Origin of the sequence: Aestuariibaculum sp. YM273 (assembly GCF_030908365.1) — a bacterium.
GTDB lineage: Bacteria > Bacteroidota > Bacteroidia > Flavobacteriales > Flavobacteriaceae > Aestuariibaculum > Aestuariibaculum marinum.
The window spans coordinates 1,680,108-1,700,653 of the sequence record NZ_CP133090.1 but is presented as its reverse complement, the minus strand read 5'-3'; the positions used below and the strand labels follow the sequence as shown (position 1 = coordinate 1,700,653).

The window sequence follows — 20,546 nt, the reverse complement described above, 5'->3', positions numbered from 1 at the left end:
AATCTTATATCGTATTTATCTTTTTATTAATTGATTAGTTAAGAGAGTTTTTAAATTCCTTTTGCTCTTTAATCCAAGCATCAAACTCTTCTTGAGTTTCTACAACAATTTTCATTTGCATATTGTAGTGAGATTTACCACAAATTTTGTTACAGATCAACAAGTAATCAAATTCGTAGCGATCTAAAGCATCCTCTCCTTTAGCAACTAATGCTTCACTTTTTTCTACTCTGATTCTGTTGATGTTTGCAACTTTTTCAACCATATCAGGGTTTTGTCTCATTTCCTCGCTTGTTACCGTTGGTGTAAACCCAAACTGAGTAATCATACCAGGAACACAGTTCATTTGCGCTCTAAAGTGTGGCATGTAAGCCGAGTGCAATACGTCTTGAGAACGCATTTTAAATAATACCGGCTTTCCAACCGGTAAGTGTAATTCTTTTACAATGATATCGTCTTGCGCGTTAGGATCAGCTTCATCTATACCTAAAACGTTAGCTCTATCAATATCAATTAAACGCACGTTAGATTTACCTAAAGTATTATCCTGACCAGCGTAACGTGCTGTCCAATTAAACTGCTGTGCATATAATTCAACCACCATAGGATCGTCACTTTCGTCAACTCCCATGATATTTACCCAAGTATTCAATCCGTAGATAATTAAACCTGCTAATACAATTACAGGAATGATTGTCCAAATAGCCTCTAACTTATTGTTATCAGCAAAGAATAACGCTTTTTTACCTTTTTCACCTTTGTATTTAAATGCGAAATAGTGTAATAAGAATTGTGTTACTGTTTGAACAAAAAAGATGATAACTAATGAAATGGCCATTAAGTTATCGATTGTTGGACCATGTGCAGAAGCAGAGTTAGATAGTAAAGGTAAATCACCCCACTTAACTATACTTACAATGGTAATGATATAAATGAAGGCTAAGAAGCCCATCATTAGATATGCATTTATCTTGTTGTCTTTATCGGTGGCTACCTGGTCGCAATCCGCTTTAGCTTGTGCTAAATCGAAAATCTTTACCATTTGCCAGATGGCAACTAGAATAAATACTAAAACTATAATTGTTAATAAAGCAGTCATTGTTATCGTTCGTCTTTATTTATATCTTAATTAATAATGGAAATCTTCGCTTTCTTTGATTAAAGGATATCCTTTTGCTAATAATGGTGCTTTTGTTAAAGCTGTGAATACAACAAATATGAATAAACCTCCGAATAATAATATTGAACCGATTTCAGGGATTCCAATAAACCATCTGTCTCCAACGGTAGCAGGCATAATCATATTGAAAATATCAATATAATGACCAAATAAAATTACAATACCAGTCATTACAACAAACCAAGGCACGCGTTTAAAGTCAGCATTCATCAGTAATAATACTGGGAAGATGAAGTTAAGTGCTACCATACCAAAGAATGGTAATTTGTAATCGTTAATACGAGAAATAAAGTATGTTACCTCTTCTGGAATGTTAGAGTACCAAATAAGCATGAATTGTGAGAACCATAAGTATGTCCAGAAAATACTAATAGCGAACATAAACTTAGCCACATCATGTAAGTGGTTTTCATTTACAAATTCTAAATATCCTCTAGATTTTAAGTAGATGCTCATTAAAGCGATAACAGTAATACCACTTACAAACATACTAGCAAATACATACCATCCGAATAATGTTGAGAACCAGTGAGGATCTACACTCATTACCCAATCCCAAGACATCATAGATTCTGAATAGATAAAGAATACTAAGAATGCCGCAGCGATACGGAATGATTTCTTAAAGTTCGTGTTATATTTTGCGTTGTCTTGAGCGATTGAGAATTTACGAGCAAAGTGACGGTATAACGCCCATCCTGCGATAAATACTAAACCTCTAACAGCAAACATTGGTAAGTTTAACCAACCAGATTTTCCTTGAATTAACTCATCGTGAGCCACTACTTCAGGATCCATCCAGATGAAAATATTATAGTGACCTATAGTTCCAGATGCAATAGCGATTGCTAATACAATTAAAGCTCCAGGTAATACGTAAGCTGTAATCGCTTCCATAACTCTGAATAATACTGGAGACCATCCAGCCTGAGATGCAATTTGAATCGCGTAGAATGCTAAAACACCAAGACCAATCATCATAAAGAAGAATGCTCCAACATATAAAGCTGACCAAGGGCGGTTAGCCATTTGATGTTGAACGTGCTCTGCATGAGCATCACCGTGGTGTGCATCTTCAGCATGAGCTTCTTCTCCGTGAGCCGCTTCACCATGCGTATCATGTGCATCAGCTACAACATGAGTAGCTTCCTCGCCATGACCACCACCGTGGTGTGAAGCCTCTTCAGCAAGCATCGTTTTTACTTCGTCTAAAGATTTATGAGATGTCATAAAACCATATCCAACACCTAACAATCCTAAAACCATTAGAATGATAGAAAATGTCTTTAATTTATTTGAAAATGTGTACATATCTATATAATCTTATCTTCTTACTTTACTAAATCAGCTCTTAATTTTAACACGTATGAAACTACTTGCCAACGCTCTTCTTCATTAATCTGATTCGCGTAAGAACCCATAGCATTTTTACCGTAATAAATCGTGTGGTAAATACTTCCTTCTGTAATCTCTCTGTCAGCGTAGTTTGGTATACCTAATATTTTTTCACGTTTTACCAACTTACCTTGACCATCACCTTTGTTACCGTGGCAAATTCCACAATAAATATCGTAAAGCACTTTTCCTCTTTCTAAATCTACTTGAGTAGAATCTAACGGATTTGTTAACGTCGCTTTAGCTAATTCGTAACCTTCTGTAGAATTCTCAATATCGAAAGGAATAAACCCTCTCGCCACTGTACCTTCTACTGGTAATTGTGCTTCTACTCCACTCTTAAATGCAGCCGATTCACTATATGTTTCATACCCTACAGATTCGTACATGTTTGGCATGAACTGATAGTTTGGTGCCGTATCTTTTTTACATGATACCGCTACTAAAACAACTGCTATTGCTAATATTTTAATTAAGCCTTTCATCTTTATTTTAATGCGCTTTATCAATTAGATTAATTTCTACTGCCCCAGTTTCGCTTAGTAAACTTTGTAATGCTTCTTCATTACCGTTAACAGAGATTTCCATTAAGAAATGATCGTCTGTTGTTCTTGGATCTGGATTTTCAGCCTCTTTAAATGGCCACATTCTACTACGTAAGTAAAACGTAATTACCATTAAGTGGGCTGAGAAAAATACCGTAAGCTCGAACATAATTGGTACAAAAGCAGGCATGTTTTCTAAATAACTAAAACTTGGTTTACCACCAATGTTTTGTGGCCAGTCTTCAATCATGATAAAATTCATCATTACTGTTGCCACTGTTAAACCTACTAGTCCGTATAAAAATGCTGCGATAGCGATACGTGTAGGTGCTAATCCCATTGCTTTATCTAGCCCGTGAACTGGAAACGGGGTATATACTTCATCGATGTGATATTTTGCTGCCTTAACCTTTTTTACAGCCGACATTAAAATATCGTCATCATTATAAATAGCGTGAATTACTTTAGATGCTTCCATTGTTTACGCTTAGTTTTTAGTGTTGTTAACGTTTCCAGAAGTTCTTTCATCTGCTCCTGTTCCTACTAAACTTTCTCCTGCCTCTCTGATTTTCTTATAACGCTCACCAGAAGACTTAAGAATCGTCTTAACCTCTGCCTGTGCAATTACCGGGAATGTTCTTGAGTATAATAAAAATAATACGAAGAAGAATCCTATAGTTCCAACAAAGATTCCAATATCAACAAACGTTGGTGAGAACATTGTCCAAGACGATGGTAAGTAATCACGGTGTAACGATGTTACGATAATTACGAAACGCTCGAACCACATTCCTATGTTTACCACAATTGAGATAAAGAATGAGAACATGATACTTGTTCTTAGTTTCTTGAACCACATGAACTGCGGAGAGAATACGTTACAAGTCATCATCGCCCAGTATGCCCACCAGTAAGGTCCTGTTGCCCTGTTTAAGAAAGCATATTGCTCATACTCAACTCCAGAATACCAAGCAATAAATAACTCAGTAATATATGCCACACCAACAATAGAACCAGTAATCATGATTACGATGTTCATTAATTCGATGTGTTGCACTGTAATATAATCTTCAAGGTTACATACTTTACGCATTACAATAAGTAATGTATTTACCATGGCGAATCCTGAGAATACCGCTCCAGCAACGAAGTATGGAGGGAAAATAGTGGTGTGCCATCCTGGTATTACCGACGTAGCGAAGTCAAACGATACAATAGTATGTACAGAAAGTACTAATGGTGTTGCTAAACCTGCCAACACTAAAGATACTTCTTCAAAACGTTGCCAGTCTTTTGCACGACCTGTCCAACCGAAACTCAATAATGAGTAAATTTTCTTTTGGAATGGCTTAATAGCTCTATCTCTTAACATGGCGAAATCTGGTAATAAACCTGTCCACCAGAATACCAATGATACAGATAAATACGTAGAGATCGCGAATACGTCCCATAATAATGGCGAGTTAAAGTTAACCCATAAAGAACCAAACTGATTCGGAATTGGTAATACCCAGTACCCTAACCATGGACGACCCATGTGAATAATTGGGAATAAACCAGCCTGAACTACCGAGAAGATAGTCATTGCTTCTGCAGAACGGTTAATTGCCATTCTCCATTTTTGACGGAATAATAAAAGTACTGCAGAGATAAGTGTTCCTGCGTGACCAATACCAACCCACCAAACGAAGTTAGTAATATCCCAGGCCCAACCTACGGTTTTATTTAAACCCCAAGTTCCAATACCTGTCGATACGGTATAAATGATACATCCAAGTCCCCAAAGAAACGCTGCCAGTGAAATACCAAAAACTATCCACCATTGTTTATTTGCTTTTCCTTCTACAGGTTTTGCCACATCCACAGTAACGTCGTGGTATGATTTTTCTCCTGTAACTAAGGGTCTTCTAATAGGTGCTTCGTAATGAGACGCCATAATTATATAATTGATTCTTTAATTAGATTTATGCTTCAGTTGTATTTCTCACTTTAGTTTGATACATCACGTTCGGTTTTGTACCTACGTGCTCAAGTAAGTGATACATACGGTTATCTTCCTTAAGTTTCGCAACTTCACTTTCCTTATCGTTGATATCTCCAAAAGTCATTGCTCCACTAGAACAAGCTGCAGAACATGCTGTTTGGAATTCACCGTCTTTAATGATACGTCCGTCACGTTTTGCGTCAAGAACTGTTTTTTGTGTCATTTGAATACACATCGAACATTTCTCCATTACACCACGAGAACGAACTACAACATCTGGATTTAATACCATACGTCCTAAATCATCATTCATATGATAATCGAACTCATCGTTACCATTGTATAAGAACCAGTTGAAACGACGTACTTTATAAGGACAGTTGTTAGCACAGTATCTAGTACCTACACAACGGTTGTACGCCATGTGGTTTTGACCTTGACGACCATGTGATGTTGCTGCCACAGGACATACAGTTTCACAAGGTGCGTGGTTACAGTGCTGACACATTACTGGTTGGAAGGCAACTTGTGGATTAGCCGAAGCGTTTTCCATTTCACCGAACTCACTTAATGAGCTTCCTAAACCAGAGATGTTATCTTTCTTCTCATCATCACCTGCGAATGACTCTTCAGATGAATAATATCTATCAATACGTAACCAGTGCATATCACGGCTACGACGTACTTCTGTTTTACCTACTACAGGCACATTGTTTTCTGCGTGACAAGCAATAACACAAGCCCCACATCCTGTACATGCATTTAAGTCGATTGATAAGTTGAAGTGGTGACCGATAGAACGATCAAATTCATCCCATAAATCAACATCTGGTGACGTTACCGGAGTTTCCTCGTGATTTAATGACACCTGAGGAATAGCATTCCAGTATTTCTTATCTTTTGTATTGAATACTTCTAAAGTAGTTTCCTTTACAATATCACCACGTCCCATTAGGGTGTTGTGTAACTGTACACAAGCGAATTCATGCTCTCCTTCGGCAGCTTCAACCGTTACATCCTGTACGGTATTGAAGTTATGATATAATGCATAAGCATTAACTCCGGTTTGCATTTCTTCTTTGATTCCTTTTGTTTTACCATAACCAAATGCTAAACCAACAGAACCTTTAGCCTGACCTGGCTGAATTAACACAGGAACAACTAATGATGTACCGTTAACTGTAACTTTTGCATAACTACCGTTTAATGCACCGTTAGCAACGTTTTTGTTCATTAATCCTAAGGCATCAGCATCTGCTTTAGATACTGTTAAGTAGTTATCCCAAGAGGTTCTTGTAATTGGATCTGGAAACTCTTGTAACCAAGGGTTATTGGCTTGCTGTCCGTCTCCCATACCTGTTTTGGTATATAGCGACAACTGTAAACCTGAACCTTTTGCAGAAGTGGCTAAAGCACTAGCTGCAGCATTAGATGGTTTCTCAACTTCATTGTTCTCGGTTAAACCTTCTAAAGCGTCAATATTATCGATTTCATTAACCGACTCAGATACAAACTGTCCATCGTGCAACGCTTGGTTAAATGATGCACCGTTTAAAATATCAGTAGTCCAGATTTCTTTAATGTAATCGTTGTAAGCAACACTATTAGCTGTCCAGATTAATAAGGCTTCCTGAAATTGTCTTGTATCGAATAACGGACGAATTGTTGGCTGCATTAATGCATAGTGTCCATTTTTAATTTCAACATCTCCCCAAGACTCTAAATAGTGAGGAGTAGCTGCGATGTACTGAGATTCTGAAGCTGTTTCATCTTCTTTCATTGAGAAAGCAATAGATAATTCAGTTTTCTTTAATCCTTCAGCAAAATCCGCAGCATTTGGTAATGTATACACTGGGTTAACACCAGCCATAATTATTGCAGCAACCTTACCAGCTTTCATTTCAGCCACTAAGTTAGCTACATCTTTAGCATTACCTTGTCTTGTTTTAATAGCAGCTTTAGCATCAAATGCCTTACTTGCTAAATATTCGTTTATTTCTAGAACAACGGTTTGTGCATTTACATCTTGAATACCTGTAACAACAACCCCGTTAGACCCGGCTTTCTTTAATTGTGCAGCTGCTTTTTGAACAGCTTCATCTATGTGTGCTGGTAACTCACCTGAAACGGCACCACCAACCACATAACTATATAATTTAGCTAAAGCTACTTTTTGCTGACTTGGTGTTAAAGGCACACGTTTATCAGCATTAGCACCTGTTAGCGACATGTTAGATTCAAACTGAATGTGACGCGACATTTTACCGTGGTTAGGCACTTTATTCTTGGCATAGCCAGAATCAAAACCACCACCTTGCCAGTCACCTAAGAAATCAGCTCCAACAGATACAATAGTCATCGCTTTAGAGAAGTCGTAGTTAGCTAAAGCACGCTTGCCATATTTAGCCTGGAAAGCATCTAAAGCAGCTGATTCTGAAACAGCATCATATACCACGTGCTGAACATTCCCGTACTCTTCTTTAAAGTCTGCGATTAAGTTACGTGTAGAAGGACTCGCAAAAGTTTGTGTTAATACAACAATCTTCTTGTTAGCCGCTTTTAACTCATTTAATTTTTTAGTCGTATCAGCATCGAAATCACCCCAAGTGATGGCTTCACCATCTTTTTTAGGACCTTGTACTCTTAAACTATCATACAATCCTAAAACCGAAGCATTAACTCTGGCATTAGCGCTACCATTAGTAGCAGCCAAAGTATTATTTTCAATCTTAATTGGACGACCTTCACGTGTTTTCACTAAAACACTAGCAAAATCGAAACCATCTGCGATAGTAGTCGCATAGTAGTTAGCCACACCAGGAATAATTTCTTCTGGTTGCACTACATAAGGAATCGACTTAACTACAGGACCCTCACACGCAGCTAATGATGCCGCAGCTGTACTGAATCCTACATATTTTAAGAAATCGCGACGCGTTGTAGAACTAGACTCTAATGCATTTTTATCACCTAAAAATTCATCTGTAGGAATCTCTTCTACAAACTCGTTTTGTTTTAGCGTCTCAACAATAGAGCTATTCTCGTTTAGCTCTTCAACACTTTTCCAGTATTTCTTGTTTGATGACATATTATATAATTGAATTACTTCTTATTAAATTTTATTAATAGTGGCATTTTCCACATTCTAAACCACCCATTTGCGCAGCTGTAAGCTTATCTACACCATACTTCTTAGATAATTCAGCGTGAATTTTCTCGTAGTAAGCGTTATCCTCTACCTTTACATTTGTAGTTCTGTGACATTCGATACACCACCCCATAGTTAATGGCGCATGTTGATACATTACTTCCATTTCCTCTACAGGACCGTGACATGTTTGACATTCAACACCAGCCACAGAAACGTGCTGAGAGTGATTGAAATAAACGAAGTCTGGTAAGTTGTGAATACGAACCCATTTTACCGGATGTGAATCACCTGTGTACTTTTGGTTTGCATCATCCCATCCTGCTGCTGCATACAATTTCTTGATTTGATCATCATAGAACTCTTTTGTATACTCCGCACTTGTTTCACCGTTATACTCATAAATAGATTTATGACAGTTCATACAAACATTTACAGATGGAATACCTGATGTTTTACTTACACGAGCTGAAGAGTGACAGTATTTACAATCGATACCGTTGTCACCAGCATGAATTTTATGTGAGAAATGAATTGGTTGTACTGGTTGATACCCTTGATCAACTCCAACCTGCATTAAATACCCATAGATAAAGTAAGCCCCAGCAAGCAATAAAAAGATTGCAGAAACCAACATTAAAAATTGATTTTTAACAAATGCTTTCCATAACGGCATTCTTTTAGTTTCCTCAGGCAATTCTACACCTTGAGCTTCAGCAAAACGACGAAGCGTTTTGTTCACTAAAAATAAACCGATGGCCAGTAACATAAATAGAACAGCAAGCGCCCCTAACACTAACTCGTTAGACACACCTCCAGTTGCAGCTCCAGTTTGAGCTCCAGTTGCAGCTGTTGCAGCCGCGGCAGGTGCTTCTTTTTTAACCTCTGCTGTATACGCTAAGATATCGTCAATATCTTTTTCTGACAACTGAGGAAAAGCAGTCATTGCTGCGCCACCATACTCATTGTATACTTTGTTTCCATAAGCATCCCCAGACTTGATAACACCAGCACTATTATGAACCCAATCATAAATCCATGCTCTATCCAATCCTTGCTCATCAGCTAGACGCGCCTCAACATTTCGAAGCGCTGGACCTGTCATTTTTTTATCTAACTGGTGACAAGCAGCACAATTCGCGTTAAATAATGATTTTCCTTTTGCTGGATCTCCTTCCTGAGCAGAAAGGGATGCGGTAAAGACTAATAAAATAATTAAACCTAAACCAAGTATGTTCTTGCTTAATTTACGGTGAATCACCTTTTTCATATTGTTGGTTATATTAACTTCTAAACTTTGGTATGGTTTTTTCATACAATAATTTAAAAAAAACGCAGTTATAAAATCTCTCGCAAAAGTAACATTTAAACTCGTATATAGAAATGTTAGACAAACGTTAATAGCTAATTTAGAGGGATTCTAAATAATAAAAATAGCCTCGAAATTACTTTATTACGTATACATTTGCATAAACCCAATACAAAATGAAACCTTTGAAATTAAAAATCAAGCTCTTAAGAACTTTTGTCATTGTTATTGTAACTAATTTTTGTTATGCACAAGAAGGTAAGGTTACTATAAATCAGGATAGAAACATTCCTACTTTATTGAAGTTAAAAAAAGAAATGAACAGTAGTGAAAACGATTCTGAAAGATATAGAATACAAATTTATTCGGGTAACAGAGCCAAAGCAGAATCGACACAAGAGGAATTCACCGACCTTTTCCCAGACTGGCGTGCAACCCTTCAATATGAAACCCCTAATTTTAAAATTTGGGCGGGTAATTTCAGAACACGTTTAGAAGCCGATAGAGCATTAAAAAAAATAAAAACTGAATTCCCGACAGCATTTATTTTCAAGCCTAAAAAGTCAAGTTAATTCTATGTATAAAACACACAAAAAGCGACCTTAACCGGTCGCTTTTTTTATGCTTTTAAACAAGCAAATAGTGTATTTTTTCAAACAAAAAAGGCGCTTGTATCACAAGCGCCTTTTTTTATTATCAAGCTATTATTTAAGCTTTTTCTTAACTTCAACTTCGTGGAAAGCTTCAATGATATCTCCTTCTTTAATATCATTGTAATTCTTAATTTGCATACCACAATCGTAACCTTTAGTTACTTCCTTAACATCATCTTTGAAACGTTTAAGAGATGCTAATTCACCAGTAAAGACTACCACACCATCTCTAATAATACGAACACCTGAACTTCTTAAAATCTTACCATTCGTTACCATACATCCGGCTATGCTACCAATTTTAGATACTTTAAAGATTTCTCTAATCTCTGCTGTACCAGTAACCTCTTCTTTAAACTCTGGAGACAACATACCTTCCATCGCATCTTTAAGGTCATTAATAGCATCATAAATAATCGAGTATGTTCTAATATCGATTTCTTCTCTATCAGCTGTTGCACGGGCATTACCGACAGGTCGCACATTAAATCCGATAATAATCGCATCAGAAGCCGAAGCTAATAACACATCACTTTCGGTAATAGCACCAACACCTTTATGTAGGATGTTAACCTGAATTTCTTCAGTTGATAATTTCTGGAACGAATCGGTAAGTGCTTCAACAGAACCATCCACATCACCTTTAAGGATGATGTTTAATTCTTTAAAGTCACCTAATGCGATACGACGTCCAATCTCATCAAGAGTAATATGACGTTGTGTACGTACAGATTGCTCACGTTGTAATTGCGAACGTTTTGCTGCAATTTGTTTTGCTTCACGCTCATCTTCGAATACGTTGAATTTATCACCTGCCTGTGGCGCACCATCTAAACCAAGAATCGATACCGGAGTAGACGGACCAGCCTCAACTACATCATTACCACGCTCATCGTGCATAGCTTTTACTTTACCACTATTCTTACCAGCTAAAACGTAATCTCCCACTCTAAGAGTACCTCCGGTAACTAATACCGTTGCTACATAACCTCTACCTTTATCAAGGAAAGCCTCAACCACTGTACCAACAGCTGGCTTCGCAGGGTTTGCTTTAAGCTCTAATAATTCAGCTTCAAGTAATACTTTTTCTAATAATTCCTTAACACCTGTTCCCATTTTTGCAGAGATATCGTGGGATTGAATTTTACCACCCCAATCTTCTACTAAAAGGTTCATATTTGCTAATCCTTCTTTAATCTTATCAGGATTTGCTGTCGGCTTATCTATTTTATTAATTGCGAATACAATTGGAACACCAGCTGCTTGCGCATGCGAAATCGCCTCTTTCGTTTGTGGCATGATATCATCATCAGCCGCAGCAACAATAATGGCAATATCAGTTACCTGAGCACCACGCGCACGCATCGCCGTAAAGGCCTCGTGACCTGGTGTATCAAGGAATGCTATTTTTTGTCCGTTCTCTAATTCAACCCCATAAGCTCCGATGTGCTGTGTAATACCTCCAGATTCCCCTGCGATTACGTTTTCCTTACGGATGTAATCTAAAAGCGATGTCTTACCGTGGTCTACGTGACCCATTACGGTAACAATCGGTGCTCTTGGTTTTAAATCTTCTTCTTTATCTTCAACAACTTCAATTGATTCTTCAATATCTGCTGTTACAAATTCTACCTTATAGCCAAACTCTTCAGCAACAATGGCCAATGTTTCAGCATCTAAACGCTGATTCATGGTTACCATCATACCAAGCGACATACATGCTGAGATAATAGAAGTTACCGGGACGTCCATCATAGTTGCTACCTCATTTGCGGTAACAAACTCGGTTACTTTAAGAATCTTGCTATCTGCAGCTTCTTGCTGTAACTCCTTTTGAGTTTGATCTCTGTGCTGATCTCTCTTATCTCTACGGTATTTCGCTCCTTTACCTTTAGAAGATTTACCTTGAAGTTTTTCAAGTGTTTCACGCACTTGTTTTTTCACATCTTCCTCACTAGGATCTTCCTTAATAATAGGGCGTCTTCCTTTGTTTCCTCCTTTGTTAAAACGGTCGTTCGATCTGTTAGAGTTTCCTCTGTTATCTCCACCTTGACCACCTTGGTTAGGTCCGCCGGATTTACTTATACGTCGACGTTTTTTCTTATTAGAAGCATCACCACCCTGCTTATTATCACCTTTCTTATCGTCCTTCTTCTTCTTAGGCTTATTAAATTGAGATAAATCAATTTTGTCTCCTGCAATTTTAGGACCTGTAAGCTTTTGGTACTGTGTTTTTACTTTCTCTTCAGAAACAACTTCACCATTCTCGTTGGTTACAAGTTTTTTCTCAACTTCAGGACCTTTATGTTCTTTAGGCTTCTTCGCTGCAGCAAGCTTAGAAGATTCAACCTTAGGTTTCTCTTCTTGTTTTGGTGCTTGCTTAGGAGCTTCTGCTTTAACTTCTGGTTGTTCCACCTCTTTAGGCGCTTCAGGTTTTGCAGGTTCTTCTTTAGGGGCCTCAACTTTAGGTTCTTCCTGTTTTGGTGGTTCTGGTGTTTCAGCCTGAGGAGTTTCAGCAGGTTTTTTCGAATCTAAATCGATTTTACCTACTTGCTTAGGACCAGAAAGTATTTTAGTGGCTTTTACAATTTCTTCCTTTCTAGCTGCCTCTTTTTGTTTTTCTTCAAGTTCACGCTCACGTTGCTCTCGCAGCTCCTCTTTTTCTTTCTGCTTAGCTTCACTAACCTCTTTAGACGCAACTTTTTTGTTTGCATCTACTTGAAACTCACTAGAAAGCACATTATACACTTCCTCGGAAATCTTCGTGGTTGGTCGCTTCTCTATTTCGATACCTTTAGAATCTAAAAATTCTACGGCACGATCTAAAGAAATATTCAGCTCGCGTAATACTTTATTTAATCTAATTGTTTCAGCCATAAATTGCCTTTAAAATACTCAAATATATATGTTATTCTTCGAATTCTTCTCTTAAAATTCTAATAACTTCTTTAATTGTTTCTTCTTCTAAATCGGTACGTTTTACTAAATCCTTAATATCCTCTTCTAAAATACTCTTTGCAGTATCTAATCCAACTCTACTAAACTCTTCAATAATCCACCCTTCTATTTCATCTGAGAACTCTGTTAATTCAACATCTTCCTCAGCACCTTCTCTAAATACATCGATATCATACCCTGTTAACTGACCTGCTAAACGGATGTTATGACCACCTCTACCAATCGCTTTACTTACCTCTTCTGGCTTTAAGATGACCTCTGCACGTTTGTTTTCTTCATCTATTTTGATTGAAGTTACTCTTGCAGGACTTAATGCTCTGGTAATGTATAATTGTAAGTTATTAGTATAGTTAATAACGTCGATGTTTTCGTTTCCTAACTCACGAACAATCCCGTGAATTCTTGATCCTTTCATACCCACACAAGCTCCAACAGGATCGATTCTATCATCGTAAGAATCTACAGCTACTTTCGCCTTTTCACCTGGTATTCTTACAACGTTTTTAATCGTAATTAAACCATCGAATACCTCTGGAATTTCTTGTTCGAACAATTTCTCTAAGAATGAAGGTGATGTTCTTGACATGATAATGGTTGGTTTTGCCCCTTTAAGCTCAACACTGTCAATTACCCCTCTAACATTATCTCCTTTTCTAAAGAAATCTGAAGGAATTTGTTTGTCTTTTGGTAAAACAATTTCGTTTCCTTCATCATCTAACAAAATTACTGCTCTGTGACGAATATGGTGCACTTCGGCAGTATATATTTCTCCTACTAAGTCTTTAAATTGCTTAAATACTATAGTATTGTCGTGTTCGTGAATTTTTGAGATTAAATTTTGGCGCAATGCTAAAATAGCACGTCTTCCTAAATCTATAAGCTTTACTTCCTCTGATACGTCTTCACCTACCTCGAAATCTGGTTCAATTTTACGAGCTTCAGTTAATGAAATCTCCTGATTTGGATCCTCTACTTCACCATCAGCTACCACAACTCTGTTTCTCCAGATCTCTAAATCTCCTTTGTCAGGGTTTACAATAATATCGAAATTATCATCATCACCATATTTCTTCTTTAAGGCACTTCTAAACACTTCCTCTAAAATCGCCATTAACGTAACACGGTCAATTAGCTTATCGTCTTTGAATTCTGAAAAAGATTCAATTAACGCGATATTCTCCATAACTCTTATTGAATTAAAATTTAATCATAACTTTTGCTTCTACAATTTCCTCGTAAGCGATAGTCGCTTGTTTTGTTACAGTTACTTTACCTTTACCAATTGGTTTAGGTTCCCTAACTTTCCATTCTAATGTTATATCTGCGTCGGTAGCTTGAGTAAGTGTGCCTTCAATTTTTTCTGAAGCTGTTCTTACTTTCAGGTCTCTATTCAGATTCTTTTTATACTGTCTTACATTTACTAATGGCGACGCCGCACCTGCCGACATAACCTCAAGAGAAAAATCGTGTTCTTCTCTATCGATATTATGCTCGATAGCACGACTTACAAACATACAGTCTTCAACCAGCACACCATTATCGCCGTCGATAATAATTTTAATATGATTATCGCCACCAATAGTGAACTCGATTAAAAACAAGTCTGTACGTTCTTGCAACGCAGCATCAAGTAAATCTTTTACGGTCTCTTTAAACATTTTTTATTATAAAAAGAGGGGACTCTATGTCCCCTCGTTCTTAATTTCGCCTTTCAACGGTGCAAATATATAACATTTTATTGATTTTTAAAGGAATATTTCATAAATTTAGATATATGAGACAAGAGCACGAAGTAAATTAAATTCACTAAATTCATATCATAATTTTTAAGAATTACGCAATCCTAACAAACATTAAACTCAAAATAAAACACAGCAATGAAAAGAATTCTTGTCCCCACCGATTTTTCTACCGAATCTGAAAATGCACTTAAGGTTGCAGCCCAGCTGGCGAAAAAACATAAGTGCGAATTACACCTGCTACACATTCTAGAAATACCCTTACATCAGGTAGACCCTATTAGCGGTTTTAGTGAATTACCTGAAGCTATATTTTTCATGAAACTGGCTCACAAACAATTCTCCGAGCTAAGAGAAAAAGGCTACTTAAAGGATATCAAAATTCAGGAACACGTGGAGTTTCACGAAATCTTTAAAGGTGTCTTTCATGTTTGCAAAAAACAAAACATCGATTTAGTTGTTATGGGATCGAGTGGTGCCAACGGATTAAAAGAAATATTTATTGGAAGTAATACCGAAAAAGTTGTCCGTACATCAGAAGTACCCGTGTTAGTAATAAAAAACGAACACAACAATTTTGGTGTTGAGAATATGGTATACGCATCAGATTTTGAAACCGACAGCCAAAGCGCCTTTGAGAGCGCAGTAGGTTTTGCTAAACTTTTTAAAAGCAAACTTCATTTGGTAATGGTTAATACACCAAACTTTTTTATAACAACCGACGAGGCCAAAGCCAAAATAGAAAACTTCACCAAAGATTTCAATATTAAAGATTACACAACGGTAATATATAATGATGCCAGTGTAGAAAGCGGCATTTTAAACTATGCCAAGTCTGTTTCTGCCGACTTAGTAAGCATCAGTACACATGGCAGAAAAGGTCTATCTCATTTTTTTAACGGCAGCATTAGTGAAGATTTGGTAAACCATGCCAATCGACCAATTATGACATTTAAAATCAAAGAATAAATTCCTTTTTACATTTATATTTTAAGCAAAAAAAAATCCTAATCTACATAGATTAGGATTTTGCAATTTTGTTGGCCTACTAGGGCTCGAACCTAGACTCTTCTGGACCAAAACCAGACGTGTTGCCAATTACACCATAGGCCAGTACCTGTTTGCGGGTGCAAATTTATAACAAAGTTTGGTTTCCACAAGTTTTTTTCAAAAAAAATTTTATTCCTCACTTAAGGTTTCCTTAAAAAGGTATTCAATACCATATTTATTATTAAATTCGCCTTCGTAAAAATAAAGAAAAATCCATGACCAATTTCAACTTTAAGAAGTGGAATACCATTTTAGGATGGTTTGCTTTTTTAATTGCTCTAATCACATACACCTTAACTACCGAACCTACTGTAAGCTTTTGGGATGCTGGAGAATATATTTTAACCTCTGCAAAATTACAAGTTGGTCACCCACCGGGAGCTCCTTTATTCCAAATGCTAGGTGCTTTCTTCTCAATGTTTGCTTTAGAACCATCGCAAGTTGGTTTTATGATGAATATGATGAGTGCTATCTCCAGTGCTTTCACCATACTGTTTATGTTCTGGACGATTACTCTATTGTTAAAAAAATTAATAGGTCATGACGAAGAATCAAGTGCAAATAAAAGCTTAGCTATTTTAGGAAGTGGCTTAGTGGGTAGTTTAGCATTCACCTTTACCGATTCATTTTGGTTTAACGCTGTAGAAACCGAAGTATATGCTATGGCTACCTTAATTATGTCTGTTTTGTTCTGGTTAGGGTTACGCTGGGAACAGGATATGGACAAACCAAGAGGTAACCGCTGGCTCATTTTAATCTCCTTTATTATTGGTCTTTCTTTTGGAGTACACTTTATGGGATTATTAACCATACCAGCCATTGGTTTAATCTACTACTTTAAAAACTACAAAACGATTACGGTTAAAAACTTCATTATTGCCAATGTCGCTTCCGTAGCAGTTTTATTATTTGTATTTAAATTATTAGCACCTAATATTCTTAAAATATTTAGTGCTTCAGAAATTTTCTTTATCAATACTATTGGTCTTCCGTTTAATTCCGGAACCATTATAGCTGGTATTGTACTAGTCGCTATTATTTTTTATGCTTTAAAATATACCAGAACAAAAGGATATATACATTTAAACACTACTGTACTTTGTTTAACTTTTGTTATTGTAGGGTTCTCCACCTGGTTAATGTTACCTATACGTGCTAACGCTAATACAGTAATTAACGAAAATAACCCATCGAGTGCCCGAGAACTTTTAGCATACTATAACTTAGAACAGTATCCTGAAACCCACTTATTTTATGGCCCACAGTTTACCGATCAATATGCATTTTTAGATGAAAACAATCCGTACATAGACGACAAGCCTAAGTACGAGAAAGCCGAAGAGAAAGGGAAATACGTGGTTGTAAACGATTACAAAAACGCCAAACAAAACTACAACTCAAAACACGCATCTTACCTACCACGTATGTGGAGTCCGGAGCATGCGGAAAACTATATGATGTTTACCGGGTTTTTAAATTTCAAATTGAAACCAGACTACCAAATGGACAACCAGCTGCGCAGCGCAGTTAACCAGTTTAGAAACGATGTAGCCCAGGGTAATGTAGATCGTGAGGGATATAACACCTTCTTAAAACGATTTAAAAGTTATATTGACATTGAAAAACCAAGTTTAGCCGATAACATTAAATACATGTTCCAATACCAATTAGGCTACATGTACTGGCGTTATTTTATGTGGAACTTCTCCGGAAGACAAGATGATATTCAAGGAAGATATGACAATCACGGTAACTGGATTACCGGCATTAAACCTATAGACGAAAAACTACTTGGTTTATCACAAGACAATCTGCCAAGCGATGTTAAGAATAACAAAGCCAGAAACACCTATTACTTATTACCTTTTATTTTAGGTTTAGTTGGCTTCTTCTTCTTATTCAACAAAGACAAAAAAGTATTCTGGACTATGTTGGTTTTCTTCCTGTTTACTGGAGTTGCCATTCAAGTATACACGAATGTTCGTCCGTTTGAACCGAGAGAGCGAGACTATTCCGTTGTAGGATCATTCTACGTGTTTGCCCTTTGGATTGGCTTCGGAGTTTATGCCATTTACGATGCTGTTAAAAAATTAGCACCTTCAAAACTAACAGCACCAGCAATTACTGTTGCTTGTTTAATTTTAGTTCCAGGGATTTTGGCTGCAAATAACTGGGATGATCATGATCGCTCAGGAAAATACACCGCCAACTCTATGGCTAAAATGTATCTGGATTCCTGTGAAGAAAACGGCATTTTATTCACCATTGGTGATAACGACACCTTTGCCCTTTGGTACGCTCAGGAGATTGAAGGCTACAGAACAGATGTTCGCGTAGTAAATACCAGTTTATTCCAAACGGACTGGTACATCGACCAAATGAAACGTAAAGCATATGAGAGTGACCCGATTCCATCTCAGCTAACTCATAATTTATATCAATATGGTACTAATGACTATATTGTTATTGAAGAGGTTATTCCTGACACGTTACAGGTAAAACAATTTTTAGATTTTATTGCTAGCGACAATCCTAAAACCAAATACAAATACGTTTTACAACAAAACAATATCGACCTTTCTCAGGTACGTCGTCAAGATTTAAATTCAAGCTATTTACCTACGCGTCATTTACGCCTTCCGGTAAATAAAGAAAATGCTTTAAAATCGGGTATTGTAAAACCAAAAGATGCGGATAAGATTGCACCTTATATCGACCTGACCATAAGCGGCAACGCACTATACAAAAACCGTTTATTAATGTTAGATGTTATTGCCAACAACGATTGGAAACGCCCTATTTACTTTACTGGCGGAAGTTTTGGTGACGACGACTATATCTGGATGAAGGACTACTTACAGCTAGACGGTTTATGCTATAAGTTAGTTCCTATAAAAACACCTATCGATAAATCTAATCCGTTTGATATGGGCCGCGTTGATAGTGAATTGATGTACGAAAAAGTGAAAAACTGGTATTGGGGTAACAGTGGAAGCCCTGATATTTACCACGACCCTGAAACACGTAAAAACTCTATTACCTACCGAAGTAATTTAGCACGTTTAATTGAACAGTTATTAAACGAAAACAAACTGGATAAAGCTGAAGAAATAGCCGATATTGCTATGACTAATATGCCGGTAGATTATTTTGGCTACTATACGTTATTAGAACCTTATATCAGCGCATATTACGAAGTAGGCAACAAAGAAAAAGCACAAAACTTATTCAAACAAGTAGCTGAAAAATACCAAGAAAATTTATCGTATTACAGCAGTTTATCTGTCGACAGTCAGAACAGAATGTTCGAAGAAATTTATACTGATATTCAGCGTTACAAAGCTTTAGTAGATGTTTTAGTACAATACGACCCTAAGTTCGCTGAAACGGAAGGTGATATTTTCAACAACCACTTAATGCTGTTCAAACACTTCTATGGTGACCAAGCCGATGAAGATTACTATTCACCAGAAGAAGAGGATACGACTTTCAGTCCACAGGATAGCAGTGCAGAGATCTTAGATTAAAAGATGCCAACCTCTTTTGTAAAAATACCAGTAGTTATAAAAAAGATGTTCCCAAACTATGTTTGGGACATCCCAACTACCGACAAAATTATTTACCTCACCTTTGATGACGGTCCGACACAAGACATTACAAACTGGACCTTAGAAACCCTTAAAACCTACAATGCTAAAGCCACATTTTTCTGTATTGGCCATAATGTAGAAAAACATCCGGAAATCCTTCATAATATAATAAAGGAAGGACATGCTATCGGTAACCACACACATAATCACCTTAAAGGCTGGAAAACGGCAACACCGGATTATCTAGAAAATATAAAACAAGCGCAAGCCACAATTGAAAAGCAACAATTTAAAGGCAAGCCTGTAACTACAAATCTGTTTAGACCGCCTTACGGGAAACTAAAGCCCAAGCAAGGCAAGCAACTATTAGACTTAGGATATAAGATTATTATGTGGGATATTATTTCGTTCGACTGGGATAAAAATATGCCTGAAGAGGACTGCTTAGATAATGTTATTTCTAAAACTGAAAACGGAAGTGTGGTTGTGTTTCACGATAGCCTTAAAGCTGCAAAAAACATGCAATATGCTTTACCAAAAGTATTAGAACACTTTACAAAAAAAGGATATCGCTTTGAATCGATTCCCTATTAAATGTACTGCTGAACGATTCCAATAATGGTATTAGCATCCTGTTCTCCACTCTGACGCCATTTCATTTCGCCATTTTTATAAATAATTAATGTTGGTATGGCTTTTACACGTAAGGCTTCAGCAAGTTCTCCGTTTTTCTCAACATCAATCTTAATCACTTTCGCCTTATCGCCTAGTGCCGCCGCAACATCTCTTAAAACAGCGTGCATTGTAGAAGATTGTTCATTCCAGTCGGTAAAAAAGTCTAACAAGACTGGAATTTCTACATCAATAAGTTCCCCAAATTTTGACATACTTTATTGTTTATGAGTCAAATATACGATTACAAACCTACACATTTTTTTCATATTACGAATATTCGTATAGTTTTATAGCACATTTAACAATGCCTTATTATAAAA

General features: G+C 36.8%; 15 protein-coding genes and 1 tRNA gene. 4 read left to right on the top strand and 12 right to left on the bottom strand.

Annotation, left to right across the window (positions count from 1 at the left end; genetic code table 11):
• Window positions 1–34: 34 nt before the first annotated feature.
• Genes RBH94_RS07285 through RBH94_RS07255 form a run of 7 tightly spaced genes read right to left on the bottom strand, consistent with a single transcriptional unit; the run spans window position 35 to window position 9,522 of the window.
• Complete coding sequence (locus RBH94_RS07285; RefSeq protein WP_307883017.1) at window positions 35–1,099, bottom strand: cytochrome c oxidase subunit II; 1,065 nt, start codon at window positions 1,097–1,099, stop codon at window positions 35–37.
• Between the two features lie 30 nt (window positions 1,100–1,129).
• A complete protein-coding gene (locus tag RBH94_RS07280) occupies window positions 1,130–2,491 on the bottom strand; it encodes a quinol:cytochrome C oxidoreductase (RefSeq protein WP_307883016.1) in 1,362 nt (453 codons plus the stop codon).
• Between the two features lie 20 nt (window positions 2,492–2,511).
• On the bottom strand, window positions 2,512–3,060 hold the full coding sequence (locus RBH94_RS07275) for a cytochrome c (protein ID WP_188224119.1): 549 nt from the start codon (window positions 3,058–3,060) through the stop codon (window positions 2,512–2,514).
• 7 nt (window positions 3,061–3,067) lie between these two features.
• Complete coding sequence (locus RBH94_RS07270; protein ID WP_188224118.1) at window positions 3,068–3,598, bottom strand: DUF3341 domain-containing protein; 531 nt, start codon at window positions 3,596–3,598, stop codon at window positions 3,068–3,070.
• Window positions 3,599–3,607: 9 nt separating this feature from the next.
• Window positions 3,608–5,056 (bottom strand): NrfD/PsrC family molybdoenzyme membrane anchor subunit, encoded by a 1,449-nt coding sequence (nrfD, locus tag RBH94_RS07265; RefSeq protein ID WP_188224117.1) that lies wholly within the window; start codon window positions 5,054–5,056, stop codon window positions 3,608–3,610.
• A gap of 28 nt (window positions 5,057–5,084) precedes the next feature.
• Window positions 5,085–8,192, bottom strand: a complete 3,108-nt coding sequence (locus tag RBH94_RS07260; protein WP_307883015.1) for a TAT-variant-translocated molybdopterin oxidoreductase — start codon at window positions 8,190–8,192, stop codon at window positions 5,085–5,087.
• Window positions 8,193–8,226: 34 nt separating this feature from the next.
• Entirely contained in the window at window positions 8,227–9,522 is a 1,296-nt protein-coding gene (locus RBH94_RS07255; RefSeq protein WP_307883148.1) for a c-type cytochrome, read from the bottom strand.
• A gap of 215 nt (window positions 9,523–9,737) precedes the next feature.
• Here RBH94_RS07255 and RBH94_RS07250 point away from each other — a divergent pair, with 215 nt between their 5' ends.
• Complete coding sequence (locus RBH94_RS07250; RefSeq protein WP_307883014.1) at window positions 9,738–10,133, top strand: SPOR domain-containing protein; 396 nt, start codon at window positions 9,738–9,740, stop codon at window positions 10,131–10,133.
• A gap of 132 nt (window positions 10,134–10,265) precedes the next feature.
• Here RBH94_RS07250 and infB read toward each other — a convergent pair whose 3' ends face one another.
• Genes infB through rimP form a run of 3 tightly spaced genes read right to left on the bottom strand, consistent with a single transcriptional unit; the run spans window position 10,266 to window position 14,830 of the window.
• Window positions 10,266–13,091, bottom strand: coding sequence for a translation initiation factor IF-2 (infB, locus tag RBH94_RS07245; RefSeq protein ID WP_307883013.1), 2,826 nt, complete (start codon window positions 13,089–13,091; stop codon window positions 10,266–10,268).
• 31 nt (window positions 13,092–13,122) lie between these two features.
• Entirely contained in the window at window positions 13,123–14,355 is a 1,233-nt protein-coding gene (nusA, locus tag RBH94_RS07240; RefSeq protein ID WP_188224113.1) for a transcription termination factor NusA, read from the bottom strand.
• Window positions 14,356–14,368: 13 nt separating this feature from the next.
• Window positions 14,369–14,830: a ribosome assembly cofactor RimP gene (gene rimP, locus RBH94_RS07235; protein WP_188224112.1), complete on the bottom strand. Its 462-nt coding sequence runs from the start codon at window positions 14,828–14,830 to the stop codon at window positions 14,369–14,371.
• Window positions 14,831–15,049: 219 nt separating this feature from the next.
• Between rimP and RBH94_RS07230 the strand changes: the two genes are divergently transcribed.
• Complete coding sequence (locus tag RBH94_RS07230; RefSeq protein ID WP_307883012.1) at window positions 15,050–15,880, top strand: universal stress protein; 831 nt, start codon at window positions 15,050–15,052, stop codon at window positions 15,878–15,880.
• A gap of 71 nt (window positions 15,881–15,951) precedes the next feature.
• On the opposite strand, the gene RBH94_RS07225 is transcribed toward RBH94_RS07230, so the two are convergent.
• Window positions 15,952–16,024 (bottom strand) — tRNA-Gln (locus tag RBH94_RS07225).
• Between the two features lie 152 nt (window positions 16,025–16,176).
• Here RBH94_RS07225 and RBH94_RS07220 point away from each other — a divergent pair.
• Window positions 16,177–19,488: a DUF2723 domain-containing protein gene (locus RBH94_RS07220; RefSeq protein ID WP_307883011.1), complete on the top strand. Its 3,312-nt coding sequence runs from the start codon at window positions 16,177–16,179 to the stop codon at window positions 19,486–19,488.
• A gap of 3 nt (window positions 19,489–19,491) precedes the next feature.
• A complete protein-coding gene (locus RBH94_RS07215; protein WP_307883010.1) occupies window positions 19,492–20,145 on the top strand; it encodes a polysaccharide deacetylase family protein in 654 nt (217 codons plus the stop codon).
• Here the strand turns inward: RBH94_RS07215 and RBH94_RS07210 are convergent.
• On the bottom strand, window positions 20,142–20,438 hold the full coding sequence (locus RBH94_RS07210) for a co-chaperone YbbN (protein ID WP_307883009.1): 297 nt from the start codon (window positions 20,436–20,438) through the stop codon (window positions 20,142–20,144). The genes RBH94_RS07215 and RBH94_RS07210 overlap by 4 nt on opposite strands.
• Window positions 20,439–20,546: the final 108 nt, after the last annotated feature.